The sequence below is a fragment of the Enterococcus sp. S22(2020) genome, assembly GCF_020295385.1.
In the GTDB taxonomy this organism is placed as follows: domain Bacteria; phylum Bacillota; class Bacilli; order Lactobacillales; family Enterococcaceae; genus Enterococcus_L; species Enterococcus_L dunnyi.
The window spans coordinates 360,676-375,653 of the sequence record NZ_JACFUD010000004.1; the positions used below are offsets into that span (position 1 = coordinate 360,676).

General features: G+C 37.5%; 12 protein-coding genes. 9 read left to right on the forward strand and 3 right to left on the reverse strand.

What is annotated here, in order from left to right; translation table 11 throughout:
- The first annotated feature begins 35 nt into the window (after window positions 1–35).
- From H3T55_RS10255 to H3T55_RS10285, 7 genes are all read left to right on the forward strand, one after another.
- Window positions 36–1,949: an endonuclease MutS2 gene (locus H3T55_RS10255; protein ID WP_225534389.1), complete on the forward strand. Its 1,914-nt coding sequence runs from the start codon at window positions 36–38 to the stop codon at window positions 1,947–1,949.
- 87 nt (window positions 1,950–2,036) lie between these two features.
- Window positions 2,037–2,747 (forward strand): tRNA (adenine(22)-N(1))-methyltransferase, encoded by a 711-nt coding sequence (locus tag H3T55_RS10260; protein ID WP_225534390.1) that lies wholly within the window; start codon window positions 2,037–2,039, stop codon window positions 2,745–2,747.
- Window positions 2,737–3,855 (forward strand): Nif3-like dinuclear metal center hexameric protein, encoded by a 1,119-nt coding sequence (locus tag H3T55_RS10265; RefSeq protein ID WP_225534391.1) that lies wholly within the window; start codon window positions 2,737–2,739, stop codon window positions 3,853–3,855. Before H3T55_RS10260 ends, H3T55_RS10265 begins: the two co-directional genes overlap by 11 nt.
- 23 nt (window positions 3,856–3,878) lie before the next feature.
- Window positions 3,879–5,108 carry a peptidase T gene (pepT, locus tag H3T55_RS10270; protein ID WP_225534392.1) on the forward strand — a complete coding sequence of 410 codons (1,230 nt, stop codon included), beginning with the start codon at window positions 3,879–3,881 and terminating at the stop codon, window positions 5,106–5,108.
- Window positions 5,109–5,207: 99 nt separating this feature from the next.
- Window positions 5,208–6,119, forward strand: coding sequence for a diacylglycerol/lipid kinase family protein (locus H3T55_RS10275; protein WP_225534393.1), 912 nt, complete (start codon window positions 5,208–5,210; stop codon window positions 6,117–6,119).
- 81 nt (window positions 6,120–6,200) lie between these two features.
- Window positions 6,201–6,479: a DUF1294 domain-containing protein gene (locus H3T55_RS10280; protein ID WP_225534394.1), complete on the forward strand. Its 279-nt coding sequence runs from the start codon at window positions 6,201–6,203 to the stop codon at window positions 6,477–6,479.
- A 31-nt stretch (window positions 6,480–6,510) separates the two neighbouring features.
- Window positions 6,511–7,560 (forward strand): lysylphosphatidylglycerol synthase transmembrane domain-containing protein, encoded by a 1,050-nt coding sequence (locus H3T55_RS10285; protein WP_087641382.1) that lies wholly within the window; start codon window positions 6,511–6,513, stop codon window positions 7,558–7,560.
- A 201-nt stretch (window positions 7,561–7,761) separates the two neighbouring features.
- Here the strand turns inward: H3T55_RS10285 and H3T55_RS10290 are convergent, their stop codons facing one another.
- The 3 genes from H3T55_RS10290 to H3T55_RS10300 form a co-directional block, all read right to left on the reverse strand.
- Complete coding sequence (locus H3T55_RS10290; protein WP_225534395.1) at window positions 7,762–8,994, reverse strand: LPXTG cell wall anchor domain-containing protein; 1,233 nt, start codon at window positions 8,992–8,994, stop codon at window positions 7,762–7,764.
- A gap of 40 nt (window positions 8,995–9,034) precedes the next feature.
- On the reverse strand, window positions 9,035–9,553 hold the full coding sequence (locus H3T55_RS10295) for a hypothetical protein (protein WP_225550158.1): 519 nt from the start codon (window positions 9,551–9,553) through the stop codon (window positions 9,035–9,037).
- 115 nt (window positions 9,554–9,668) lie between these two features.
- Window positions 9,669–10,934: a glycosyltransferase gene (locus H3T55_RS10300; RefSeq protein WP_225534397.1), complete on the reverse strand. Its 1,266-nt coding sequence runs from the start codon at window positions 10,932–10,934 to the stop codon at window positions 9,669–9,671.
- 666 nt (window positions 10,935–11,600) lie between these two features.
- Between H3T55_RS10300 and H3T55_RS10305 the strand changes: the two genes are divergently transcribed.
- Window positions 11,601–13,040, forward strand: a complete 1,440-nt coding sequence (locus H3T55_RS10305) for an amino acid permease (RefSeq protein ID WP_225534398.1) — start codon at window positions 11,601–11,603, stop codon at window positions 13,038–13,040.
- A gap of 336 nt (window positions 13,041–13,376) precedes the next feature.
- Window positions 13,377–14,888 (forward strand): hypothetical protein, encoded by a 1,512-nt coding sequence (locus tag H3T55_RS10310; protein ID WP_225534399.1) that lies wholly within the window; start codon window positions 13,377–13,379, stop codon window positions 14,886–14,888.
- The last annotated feature ends 90 nt before the right edge of the window (window positions 14,889–14,978 follow it).

Below are 14,978 nucleotides of genomic sequence, written 5' to 3' on the forward strand. Positions count from 1 at the left end.
TAAAGATGGGTGTCTCTAAAAAGAAGGAGAGACCAATGAATAAAGAAACATATATTAAAACACAATTTACGACAATCAAAGAAAAATTGATGACTTATGCGATCAGTTCTTATGGCAAAGAACGAATCGAGCAATTGAAGCCGAGCAGCCGTATTGAGGTCGTTGAAAAACGTCTTCAGGAAACAGCGGAAGCGAAAGCTTTGCTGATGGCGAATCTGCATGTTCCATTTATGGGACTGAACAACATTGAACATCTAACGAAACAAGTGGAAAAAGGTTTTGTTTTAGAGCCTAAAGAATTGGTGAACTACGCGGACTTTATTCGCAGCAGTCGATTGATCCAATCCTTTATGCAAAAAAATCAATTTATTGCACCATTACTTGCGAAATATAGTGAAGCGCTGCATGTTTTTCCGATGATCGAAGATGAAATCTACCAAGTGATCCGTAATAACCAAGTCGAAACAGATGCTAGTCGTGAGCTACGTAAAATCCGTAAGAGCCTGCAGGAATGTGAAAAGGAAATTGAGTCAAAGCTGAATAGTTTTATGCGAAATACACAAAATAAACCAAAACTTCAAGAAGCGATCATCGTGAAAAAAAATGACCGCTTCACTGTTCCGATCAAAGCCAGCTATAAAAATCAAATTGCTGGTACTATTGTTGAAGCATCGTCTAAAGGCACGACTGTTTTTATCGAACCCGTGGCTGTAGCCAAGTTGAATGATAAATTGTACCAGCTGAAAATGGAAGAAGCGACAGAGGTCTATCAGATCCTTTCAACGTTGACAGGGATGATCGCTGAACAAATGCAGAGCATACAATCAAACATTGAGATAGTCGCACAATATGACATGATTTTTGCTAAAGCTAAATTTAGTCGGGAAATCAATGGTATCGAACCTAAAATCAATAGAGATGGAATCATTGAATTCGTCAATGTAAAACACACTTTATTGGGAGAAACGGCGGTTCCTTTGAATCTGTTACTAGGCAAAGAGTATCGCGGACTAACGATCACCGGACCAAATGCTGGAGGAAAAACAGTGGTTTTAAAAACTGTTGGATTGATCAGCTTACAAACGATGATCGGTCTGCAAATCATTGCGGATGAAGGGACGAACATTGCATTGTTCGATCAAATTTTTGTAGACATCGGTGATCAGCAAAGTATCGAAAATGCTTTGAGTACCTTTTCAGGTCACATGCATAACATCTCTGAGATTCTTGCAAAAACCAAGAAAAATAGTTTGATTCTATTGGATGAAATCGGCAGTGGAACAGAACCTAATGAAGGGGCGGCTTTAGCGATCGCTATTATGGAAGCTTTTTATCAAAAAGGCAGTCTGCTGATCACAACGACCCATTATGGTGAAATCAAACGTTTCTCTGAACTGCACGAAGATTTTTTGACAGCAGCAATGGCTTTCGATTCAGAGCGCTTAACACCAAAATATCAACTGATCCTCGGCGAAACTGGAGAGAGCAATGCTTTTTGGATCGCGAACAAAATGAAGTTGGATGCTAACGTTGTGAAGCAAGCGCAAAAATATTTACATGACCGCAATTATCGAACTGAGAAAACCTTGTTTGCCAGTAAAGAGAAAAAACAAATCGAAACCCATTTTCCTACCTATGAAAAAGGGGATCGAGTATTTTGGACAGAGCAAAAGAAAATTGGGTTGATTTATGAAATCCCTGAAATGTCTGATGAAGCAGTTATTTATGTAGATCAACAAAAGATCACTGTGCACAAACGACAGTTGAAGTTAGATAGAAGCGCGAAAGAATTGTATCCGCCAAATTATGATCTGGATTCTCTATTTGAAAACTTCCAAGAACGGAAAAAACGCAAAGACTTAGAACGAGGCTCGAAAAAAGCGCACAAGCAGCTAAGGAAAGAAATGCAGCAAAGACAAGCCAAAAGAGCAGCAGAGGAAAAGCGCTAAATGAAAAAATAAAGGCGCAAAATAAATAGCTTCTACGTTTTCTTCCTGTTTTTTCAATGGTATAATACCCATGGAGGATTAAGACGAATGAATGAAAATCAATTATCAAAACGTTTGGAGCGTGTAGGTGAATTAGTACCTGAACATAGCCGCCTGGCAGATATCGGTTCAGACCATGCGTATTTACCTGTCGCGTTAGTATTACAAAAAAAAATTACATTTGCAGTTGCCGGTGAAGTAGTAGAAGGACCGTATCAAGCAGCCAAAAAACAGGTACGAAAGAATGGCTTAGAAGAGCAAATCACTGTTCGTTTGGCGGATGGATTAGCTGCTGTAGAAACGGCTGACCAAATTTCAGCTGTGACGATTTGCGGAATGGGCGGCGCTTTGATCCGCGATATTTTAGACGCTGGTTGGAAGAACCAGCGTTTAGCCGGAAATGAGCGTCTGATCTTACAACCTAATATAGGAGAAAAAACGCTTCGTGATTGGTTGACAGTACATGGCTATACTATACTTGAAGAAGATATCATAGAAGAAAATAAAAAAATCTATGAAATCATTGTGGCGAAAAGAGAGACGACTAGAATTGCTTATTCTGAAAAAGAACGACGGTTTGGTCCGATTTTACTAAACAAGCGCTCAGAAGTGTTTCAAAAAAAATGGCAGCGTGAGCTGAAACAAAGAGAAACTATTTTGGCGCAGCTGGAAAAAGCTGCTGGAGACCCGCAAGAAAAAATCGTACAACTTCAAAAGGAAATCCTTGAAATTCAGGAGGTATTGTCGAATGAGTCTTAATGGAAAAGAATTTATTGAGCATTTTGAAGCCTATTGTCCTCAATGGCTAGCGGAACCGGGAGATCCTGTTGGCTTGCATATCGGTACATTGAATAAAGAAGTCAACCGAATCATGGTAACGTTGGATGTGCGTCCGGAAGTTGTAGCAGAAGCGGTCGAAAAGCAAGTAGATCTGATCATTGCTAAACATCCGCCGATTTTTAGAGCGGTCAAGCGTCTTGACACCGATGATCCGCAGACAAAAATGTATGCTGATCTGCTTAAGCATGACATTGCCGTATTTGCGGCACACACGAATATGGATATTATCGACAACGGGTTGAATGACTGGTTTTGTGAATTGCTGGAAATCGAGAATACAACCTATTTGACAAAAACTCATACGGTAGGCTATAAAAAATTAGCAGTCTTTGTACCAGTTGAGGCTGCACCGCAAATGCGTCAGGCGTTAGGTCAAGTCGGCGCTGGCTCACAAGGTGATTATCAGAATACTAGCTATTCATTGATTGGAACGGGAAGATTTACACCGCTTGAAGGAGCAGATCCAACAATCGGACGTATCGGTCAGGAAGAAGCGGTTCAAGAGGCAAAAATCGAAGTGATTTTTCCGGAAACGATCCAAGCGGATGTCATTGAAGCAATGCTTAAAGCGCACCCGTATGAAGAACCTGCTTATGACGTATATACGATCGAAAATATGACGAAGGAGTTTGGTCTTGGACGTGTCGGTGAGCTGCCAAAAGCAATGATTTTTAGTGAATTTGTTGAGAAGGTAAAGCATGTTTTTGACTTAGAGGGCTTGAGGATTGTTTGTGCAGATGAGGAACAAATGATTCAGCGTGTTGCGATCTGCGGCGGCAGCGGTGAAAAATTTTTCCGTGATGCGATCAAAAAACAGGCAGATGTCTATATTACGGGGGATGTTTACTACCACACGGGTCATGATATGCTGACAGAAGAGTTGGCTGTCATCGATCCGGGGCACTATATCGAACAATTATGCAAACCAAAATTGGTCGAGCTATTCAATCAATGGAAAAAAGCATATAATTGGGATGTGACCTTTATTGAATCACAGGTGGATACCAACCCATTTCAATTTAGATAAAAAGGAAAGAAGGAACTGAACCGATGTATGAAAATCTATTACCGCGCTTTTTGCGCTATGTAAAAACAGAAACACGCTCAAATCCTAAGAGCGAAACAACTCCGTCTACACAGACTCAAGTTGCATTTGCTCAAACACTGAAAAAAGAATTAGAAGAGCTTGGCATGAATGATGTCACATACAACGAAACAAACGGTTTTGTGATTGCTACTTTGCCAAGCAATATCGAAAAAGAAGTTCGTTCGATCGGCTTTATTGCGCACATGGATACGGCAGATTTCAACGCAGTTGATGTGAATCCGCAAATTCTTGAAAACTACGACGGAGAATCAACGATAAAATTAGATTCAGAAGGGAAGTTTACACTGAACACAACAGACTTTCCTAATTTAAAAAATTATGCAGGTCAAACGTTGATCACCACAGATGGTACGACATTACTTGGTGCTGATGATAAATCAGGTATTGCAGAAATTATGACGGCTATGGAAATCTTGATCAAGAATCCATCGATCAAGCATGGAACGATTCGTGTTGCTTTTGGTCCAGATGAAGAGATCGGTGTTGGCGCAGATAAATTTGATGTTGGACAGTTCAATGTTGATTTTGCCTACACGATGGATGGCGGTCCTGTGGGGGAATTGCAATATGAAACCTTCAATGCCGCACAAGCAGATATCACGATCCAAGGAAAAAATGTCCATCCGGGTACGGCTAAAAATACAATGATCAATGCGCTGCAGTTAGCGATCGATTTTCATAATCAGCTGCCTAAAAATGAAGTACCGGAAAAAACAGATGGCTATGAAGGCTTTTTCCACTTAGCAGATTTGAGCGGAACGCCTGAAGAAGCTAAAATGACGTATATCATCCGTGACCATGACCGCGAAAAATTCGAAGCGCGCAAAGCCTTGATCACAAAGGTTCAGGAGATCATCAATCAGCCTTTTGACCAAGAACGTGTCCAAATCAACTTATATGATCAATACTACAACATGGGAGAGATCATCGAAAAAGATATGAGCATTATTGAATTAGCTAAAAATGCGATGATCGAGTTAGAAATCGATCCTGTGATCGAACCTGTTCGTGGTGGAACGGACGGATCTAAAATATCTTATTTGGGAATCCCTACACCAAATATATTTGCTGGCGGCGAAAATATGCATGGTCGTTTTGAATTCGTTTCTCTACAGGCGATGGAAAAAGCAACGAATGTGATTGTGAAAATTGCCGAGAATAACGCCAAATAATAGCTAATAATAGCAAAAAATCGAATTAGGGAGTACAGTTACATAAACGTGACGTACTTCCTATTTTGATGGGAGAAAATACGGAAGGAGAGGAACACAATGGAACGTGTAATGATTCTTTTTAATGAAACCTCAGGAAAAGACGAAGGAAAAGAGTTGGCAGAAAAATTTGTCGACTATGCTAAAAATCATGGGCAAACGAACGCACATTTTTTCTTAGAGCAAGTAGGACCAGATTGTGACAGTGATAAAACAGTGGAAAAAGCCAAAAATGAAAAGATCGATACATTGATCTTTATTGGCGGTGACGGTACGATCAATCATAATGTAGCAGACTTCAAGGAGCAGTTGCCTGATTTGAATGTTGGTCTGCTTCCAGGAGGGACAGTCAATAATATGGCGAGGGTTTTAAATATCCCTTTAGACTTTGAAGCGGCTGCAGAAGTGATTTTAAATGGGAATACCCGAAAGATCGACTATGGTATGATCAATGATAAAGTGATCGTGAGTACGATGACGATCGGGATCTTAGCAGATACAGCGGCTAGGATCAGTCAAAAGGAGAAGCAAAAATATGGAAAGTTGATTTTCATTAGAAATTTTTTCAAGCTGTTAGCAAAGAAAAAAAGATATCGTCTGTCGATCAAGACAGAAAAAGAAAATTGGCGTGGGAAAACACAGCTTGTCACGGTCACGATGACGAATTCAGTTGGTGGTTTTACGAATTTCGACGATTCAGCATCGCCAGATGATGGGTTGTTCCATATGACGATCTTGCCTAAATTGAATTTTTTCAAATTAGCATTCTATCTGCCTAAAATCATTTTAGGAAAAGTTTATGAAGTCCCAGGTATCTATTATCTGAGTGCTTCACAAATAGAGATTTCTAGTTATTCGGATAAGACAGTCGGTACGCGAGTCGATGGAGATCCTAGCGAGGACTTGCCAGTTAAAATGAAAGTTGTCAAACATGGGATGACGGTATTAGTCCCCGAAAGTCAAGAAGGCTAAGCTATAAAATTGTTTAATTACCTTTACAATTTGTGCTCTTTCGAGGTATGCTAGTAGCAGATTGGTTGTGGAGGAGAAGGTATGATGGGTTTGTTGAGGCATTTGCCATGGGTTTATTTAGTGATTGTCAATGTATTTGAATTTTTTGCAATGTATTTAGATAAAAAACGAGCGGAGAAAAAACGCTGGCGGGTCCCTGAATTCGATCTTTTGTTTATTGGGATCATTGGTGGAGGAATTGGCGGATTGCTGGCGCAGCAGCTGTTTCATCATAAAACTCGGAAATTACGCTTTTATTTTTTCTTTATCTTTGGTACACTTGTAGCTATTGCAATTATCTGTTTTAGTTATCAAGGATAGTAGTGAAAACAATTGTTAGTTGGGAGAAACTATGAAAAGCAATTCTAAAACAAAAATTTTCTTTAACATCGGTTTACTAGCTATTTTTATTGGAGTCATCATTTACGTAATGGACAATTCATTGAGTGATATTTTTGCTCAATTGATGGAGACGAGCTGGCTCGTTTTATTATTAGTGATTATATTCGGCGTTGTTTATCAACTTGTTGAAGGTCGTTCGATCAAAGAGATCGCGGGACATTTTCAAAAGGATTTCAGCAGTAAGGATGGTTTTTTTACTTCTTGTTATGTGGCTTTTTATCGAGTGATCTCATTTGGGACTGGGACCCTTCTTTCGGAAATTTACTTTTATAAGAAAAAAGGGCTGGCTGTGTCTCAAGGGATCGGGGTAACAGCTTTACACATGATCATGTATAAGCTTGCTGTGATTTTTTGGGCAATTCTAGGACTGATTTTTCAATTTTCGTTGTTCTATGAGCGCTCTCCTAAAATGATTCCATTTATTTTGATCGGTGTGATTTTGACTGGAATGATCATCCTTTCATTATTGGTACTTTCAAGTAGTATCAATCTTCAAATTATTTTGATCATTTGGGCGAATAAGTTCTTTAAGCGCAAAGCCTTACGTGATTGGGTGGATAAATGTAATTTACAAATTTATTCATTGAGAGAAACCGTACAAACGATTATCAAAGACCGCTCAGCAATGCTCCTGATTTTTGGCTGGAATGTTGTCAAGCTGCTTTTTTGGTACGTGATTCCGTATATTGTTTTAGTAGAAAATCATCCAACTGTCGATTTTCTATTAGTCTTTTCGTTTACTAGTTTTGCTGTTATTTTGTCAGGTGTATTTCCAACACCAGCTGGGATCGGACCTTTTGAATTCGTTTATTTACTGTTATTCAAACCATTAGTAGGTACAGTTGATGCAGTGTCATCATTGTTACTGTATCGTTTTGGCAGTTTTGTCTTGCCATTTTTGATCGGGTTCATTTTTGTTGTGATCGAGAAAAGAAGAGAGATCCAGTCAGAGCTGCATGCAGTAAGAAAAGAAAAAAGAGAAACATTGGAAGATGACTAATAATAAAGGGTGTTAGTCCAGAGAATATACAGCAATTTCTAGCAAAAAGAATCATGGAAATTTTGACGATCGATATTATTATCTGATCGAGTTCGGATATTTTAGAGACGCTTCAAGATCTAATCAAGTTTGAATACAAATTTCACAAAGCCCCTGACGATACATGAATGGTAAATTCATGTGTCGCCAGGGGCTCTTTTACTATCCGTTATGCTTTGCTTTTTTATTTCTACTTACGAAAAAAATGGTTGATCCAGCTAATAAAAAGCTACCGCTGATTAAGAAAAACAAAGTTCTCTGTTCTCCTGTTTTTGGTAAGCTATCAGGCTTTTTACTTACGTTATAAGTAGTACTCGTTGTTTCTGGTTGTTTCCCACTACTGTTTGATGTTTGACTCGTATCGATCGTTTCATTTGTCGTTGATTCGGTGTTGCTGGATATGGAAGACTCTACTTCGCTACTGGTACTTTCAGAAGTTAGGTCTGTCGTTGTTTCTTCAGTGGTTGTTTCTGATGTTTCCTCTGTCGAGGTATCGCTTGTTTGAGAGGATTCACCAGGTTCTCCCGTACCACTGCCTCCACCGCCTATAGCTGGCGTTTCTGCTTCGATTATTACAGGCTCTCCTTCACCATCAGCCTCAAGAATCGCTTTATTTCGATAAGGTAAATTAGGATCAGCTAATTTATTTGAAAGAAAAGTTAATGAAACAGCTTGATTCAATGTGCCTAGATCGATGACGAAACTGTCTGTTGCTGTACTGATTTTGGCAGGATCGATTGCTTCTTGTTCTTGAAAGACTTGTGTTGTCTTATCATAGGTTCCAAGAGCCGCCTGAACGAAAAATCCTTCGTCAAACTGCTGATCGGGACCAAGTATATCAGTGAGTACAGTGTTTGTAATATATTTTGAATCTGGATTGATAATAATATTCCAAACAGCAGCTGTATTGTCATAGCTATTCCAGCCGACCATATTCATTACCCAATCTGAATTTTCCACAGTACTTGATCCACGCGCATAAAAAATGATTTCACCCTGACGGTTTGCTGTGTGAGATTCATAATATGGACCAAAAGTCGCTGTGACTGTATTGGTAAGATCATCTCCCGTGATCGTCAGGATCACGGTTCCGTCAGCAGCTCTAATATCATAAGAAAAACTAGAAGCGATCAGACAATTTGCGGGTACGTCTAAACGCATCGTATCGCCCGAAGTGATCGTAACTTCATTAGGAACTGCATAAGGGAAAGTGAGCGAAACGTTTTGATGATAGCTGATCTCAGTCTGTTCATCAACGATCGTGTTGCCAATCATGATCGTTGGATTTGAAACATACAAATTGCCAAAATCCACATTTGCATAAGCAGATTTAGTAAAGAAGATACTAAAAATCAAGCATGAAATAAGTGGTAAAACCAATTTTTTAGCGTGCATTAGTTAACCTCCAATAAATTATTAGTAAAACAAGTCTTTATTAGTCATACTGATCGAACGAATGGTCTTTAGCAGAAGCCAAAGAGGAACCTAAAATTTGAGCAGATGATTCTTTACTTGTTTGATAGAAAAAAAGCTTTGCTTTTTCACATAGCGTGTGTTCATTTTCATTAGTCAATTGTGTGTGATGATACAGTATAGAAAAAACAGCTCCAAGCTCTGATGTTATGGATTCTTCGTAATTTAAATGTAAGTTGTCTTGTAGCTGGGTAAGAAATTGTTCATCGATTTTATGGGAAAAGGTAATAGTATTGTTGTTACTGATGATTCCAGTACAGATGAACGCTTCTTTTTCTTCATGATAAAAATGAACAAAAGTTGTTGCTTGAATATCCTGAACAGCAATCAACTGAATTTGACTGATTTTTGATTGAGATAGCACGAGACCGCTCAAACTCGTTTTCAAATTAGATAAAAGCAGCTTTTTCTTGTCAGCATCTAAAAAAGATGTGGATAAATTTTCAGTTGAACATGTAGATGGATGTTCGTTCAATTGCATTTTCTCTTCAGTCTTGAAAAAAAATATCCCCATGAGCTTTCCTAAGATGATACTAAATAAAATAATAATAAGTGGAAAAATTGAAAATAATCGTTCGTCAAAGAGGTGATTCATTTTATTTAATAGAAACATTTTCTTCCCTTGTCGTTTTGAACCAGGATGTTTTCCCCAATAGTTGACGAGTGAATGCTAGAACAATACTGGGGATCGTCAAAAAGATATAAATATACATAAGCATTCCTCCTATATAGCTTCTGATTTTTGGCGAATTATCGATCATATCAATTTTAGTTGTTGCATTAATATAGCGTTTGGTAAATGAAAGTCCAGGATAAATAGTTATAAGAAACATGATGGTGATAGTAAAAAATGAACGCAAGGTAGCACCATCTAATAAAGCCCGACAAAGAAGTTCAATAGAAATGATCACGATGATACTATTCAGTAGATTAAGATAAGGTTGTATCAGAAAGAAGAGCATTTCTAGTTTTCCAGAACCTGTCAGTGAGGTCGAGATGATCACTCTTCTAATATAGGAATGACATTGTAGACTACCTTGGATCCAGCGGCTTCTTTGCTTCAAGTAGCGTCTATAGCTTGTCAATCCTTGCTGATAAATAACCAGTTGATCCGAATAAACTAGTCGATCTTTATTTAATAGCAAGCGAATGGTTAGATCATAATCTTCAAGTAAACAATCTGTCCATGGTGTTTCAGATAATTTCTTTAGTGAAGATAAACGAGTGAATTGACCATTCCCCCCTAAGCCCACCGTTTTTGTTTTCATTCTAAATTTTTGCATAGCGCCAATAACCTCATAAAATTCGATATCCTGTAATAATGAAAGGAGATTTCCCTGTTTATAGTTGTTGATGATTCGTACTCGTGCTTGAATACCATGGATCGTCGGATGACTAAAAATTCGATCAGCTATTTCAAATGCATTGGGGCACAAAAAACCATCGGCATCTAAAATGGTAATGATAACGTTTTCTGGATCAGCGTGAGAATAATCTTTAAGAATCCTTTGGTAAGCAGTATTCAAGGAGTGGCCTTTTCCTTTTTGAGCATTCGGTTTGTGCTTTTCAATCAGGTTGATTCTTGGATCATTGAAATCATTTACTATTTTTATCGTATCATCAGATGAATCGTCATCAATAACGTAGATGGCCAAATTAGGTAACGAAAAATCCAATAAGGAAGAGAGCGTAGCCCGAATGACCTTATCTTCATTGAAACAAGGAATCACGACTACATATTGTAAAGTCGGACTCATCAGCCCGGCATTTTCGATATATAGTTCATCTGCATGTTTAATGATCGTAATATAAATATAGTAGATACTGATCAAAATTAAAGAAATAGTATAAATAATAGGCAAAATGCGCCTCCTTCACTGTTTGTAGTGCTTTATCAATGGAAAATATGTGTTGTTAAGTCGACTATATGTATGATATCACATAAAAATAGGATAAATTATCAGTTTATTTGTCAATTAATCAAAATAATGAGAATGTATTTTTACTTATTATTTATTCTGATCGATAAAGTAAGAAGCTTATAGTTGGAAATTGGTTACACGATTAAGCTAAAGGCCAGTTTTAGAAGCAACTGTTTAGGAATCTTAGTGTTTTAAAAACTGTTATTTCTTGACAGTAAGTAAAAACACAAATAATGAAAAGAAAAAAATTAGCTAGTATAATAGCTTACTGCGTAAAGCAGAAAAGTAGTACAGCTCGTCTTTTTTATAATGTAAAGGTTAGCTAGCTATTTTCCAAAGGATTAGAAAGATGATGATTTGATGAGAGGGTAAGAGATGGTTGTCTTTTTATGATCTCTTATGTTTACAGCACTTTTTTCTGATTATATAAGACACTGACCATCAAAAATGATTTTTGTAAATTAGAAAAAACGAATGTATTATTATTAATCTAATAAATTGCTGATAAAATCAACATTTCCCCAGAGAAGTGCTTGTCTAAAAATGCGAAAATGATTATGATTAAAAAGATATTTTATACATCATAGAATGAATAGGAGTGATTCGATGGAACAAAAGCAATTACGTTGGTTTACTGTAGGTTTAATTGCTTTTAACATGGTTTGGGGATTAGGAAATGTTGTGAATAACTATGCACAACAGGGAATCTCTGTTGTAACATCATGGCTTTTGATTTTGGTCTTATATTTTATTCCCTATGCGTTGATCGTCGGTCAATTAGGTTCAACGTTTAAAGACAGCAGCGGGGGTGTCAGCTCTTGGGTGCAAAACACTAGTACTAAACGGTTAGCATATTATGCTGCCTGGACGTATTGGGTCGTACACATCCCATATCTAGCACAGAAGCCGCAATTAGTTTTGATCGCCTTTGGTTGGGCGATTCAAGGAAATGGCAATATTGTAAGTAATTTTTCTGTTGTAGGGATCACATTGATTTCTTTAGCGATCTTTTTGATCTTTTTACTACTATCAACAAAAGGTTTGATGACCCTAAAAGTCATTGGTGGAATGGCCGGGACAGCTATTTTCGTAATGTCTATGCTGTTTATATTATTAGCGATCGGTGCACCTATGATGAACTCGACTGTTGAATTTGCAACACCTCATATGGATAAAGTCAGTACGTATATTCCTAAATTTGATTTTAGCTATTTTACGACTGTCTCCATGCTGGTCTTTGCAGTCGGAGGAGCGGAAAAGATTTCTCCTTATGTAAACTCAATGAAAAATCCATCAAAAGAATTTCCAAAAGGAATGATCTTTTTAGCAGCAATGGTTGGTGTTTCTGCTGTTTTAGGTTCATTTGCGATGGGGATGCTATTTGCAAGTAATAACATTCCGGAAGATTTAATGGCCAATGGTGCCTATACTGCTTTCCAACTTTTAGGAGAGTATTATGGTGTTGGAAATTTACTAATGATCATTTATGCTATCACAAATGGTATTGGACAAATTTCAGCCTTAGCCTTTTCGATCGATGCTCCACTGCAAATTCTTTTAGCAGATGCTGATCCTGAATTTGTGCCGGAAGCCTTGCGTAAAAGAAGTAAAAAAGGAACATTGGTCAACGGCTACTTATTAACAGGTATTCTAGTAAGTATCATCATCGTATTACCGATGTTTGGTATTGAAAATATTCAAGAGCTTGTAAAATGGCTGACAAACTTGAACTCTGTTGTAATGCCGATGCGTTATCTATGGGTATTCTTTGCCTATATGATGTTGAATAAAGCGTATAAAAATTACAGTTCAGAATATAAATTCATCAAGAATCCGAAAATCGCCTTTGGTTTTGGATTGTGGTGTTTCTTGTTTACTGCTTTCGCTTGTATTTTGGGGATGGTGCCAAAAGTAGATTTTGCGGCAAATCCTAAAGCTTGGTTTTTCCAATTAGCTTCAAATGTTATTACACCTGTTGTGCTGATTTTATTAGGGATGATTTTACCTGCACTTGCACGTCGGGATAAAAGGAAAGCAAACGCATAAGCGGAATGAAAGAGAGAAGATGCTCAAGTAGAGTGTTTTCTCTTTTTTTTATTTAGTATACATCAGCTAAATAAAGGAACCGAAGTGAAAAATAGAAACGTGATGCTTGATATTTTTATGATAACTAAACATTTCTGATGCAGGAATTCCTCAATTGGCGAATAAAAAATAAATAAATGTTGTTTAAATGTATGTATTATCTGTGTTTTTCGTTTAATTGAAGATATTTGTAAAAAAATGAGAACAATTTTACGAATTTATCGGTATAATAGAATAGAAACTGTGTTCTTTTTTCTAAAAAAATGATACGATTTATAAAGGAAAAAAATTGAGGAAGTGAGAACGATTAGTAAACGACAACGTCAATCAGAAAAAGAAGAACGGTCAACAGTTCTCTGTAAAGAGGTTGATCCGGATTATTTAGGCCGTGAAGTGTATGCCGATGATGTAGAAACTCCATATGCTTTTTATCTGGTTCGAAAGCTGAACCTAGCAAAAGATTATCAAAATTTAGCTGAAGGAGAAGCTTTTTTTGATGCGATTTGTGATAGCTGGGATGAAACAGAAGATTTTGAAGAACTAGTAGTAAAAAAAATCTATATGTATGTCGAAACAGAAGTGATGTATTATACTCTGTTGATGGGTAGTTTCGAACCGACAAGAAGAGAATTACGAATGAATCTGAAAAAATGGTTTGAAGAAATCACGCTGGAGCCAACTGAGCGTTCTCTAGTTTCTAAAAGCCAGTCTGAGTTGAACACAGGTGAGATTCAGGGAATGATGAAACAAATGATCGAAACATCAAATGAGATTTTTCGTTTGCGCAAAATGATCAATGAGCTGACTGAAACAATTAATTCAAGTCAAATGCAGCTGCAAAATAAACAGAGTCATCCAGTCATATCAAGAAATATCCAAACCATTCACCTAAAAAGAGCACAGCCTCTAGTGATCGAGGAAGAAAAAAAGGATACAGAAACACCAGCGGAACCTTCAGAGGTTGCCGTAGAAGCTGAATTGATCGATGAGACTGAAACACCAGAGACGTTAGAAGAAGTCCAAACAAAAACAGAAGATGAGGCAGCAAGAGAACCTGAAAAAAAGTTGGCGAACGAATTGGCGGAAAAACCAGTTCAAGAAGATTTCCCAGCAGAAGAACCTACAGTTTATCCAAATCAAGAAGTAGAAGATAAGACAGAGGAAGTAGAACCTTCAGTTTCAAAAAAAGAACGAAATACAATAAAGCTCAAACGCAATAAATCAGCGCTAGAGCCAAAACCTGTAGTCGATGAAAATGAGGTGAAAAGCCCAGCCTTTACACCTGTTGATCTGTCTTCGTTAGTTTTCAAGAAAAGGAATACAAAAAAGGCCACGCCAAGTAACTGGCCGCGTTTTTCAAAACTGCTTAAGAGTAGTAAAACAGTAGATGCGCCTGCGAAAATTCCTAATTTCTCTAAAACAGAAATGGAGAATTTAGAAGATGAAATCTATTTACGTTTTATGAATAAACGGATGCGCTTAGGTGCTAAGAAAAATCATGTTCAAAAGAAAAGCATCTTGCGTTCTGAATTATTAGCACAAATCAATCAGGCGGAATATTTAAATTATTCTTGGGGACAGGTCGTTCGTATACGTAAAGAAGATGTATTGATCTGCGGGCGCCTTAGCTGCGCTAGTTTGGTTTCTTCTTTAGATGAATTTTTACAAGAAATGCGTGAACTTGCATACAGTCGTTCTTTATTTGGGAAGAAAGTTCGTTGTTCTGTTGATTTATTACGCCGTTTGGAAGGATATATTTTAATGGATCAATATATGCAAAATCTAAGCTTGATGCCTGTCGAAAAATAAATTTTTGATCGTATTCAGCCTAAAAATGATAAGTGGCGGTTAAAAGGCTTGAGAGATAACGTAATACGTTGTCTCTCAAGCCTTTTTAAT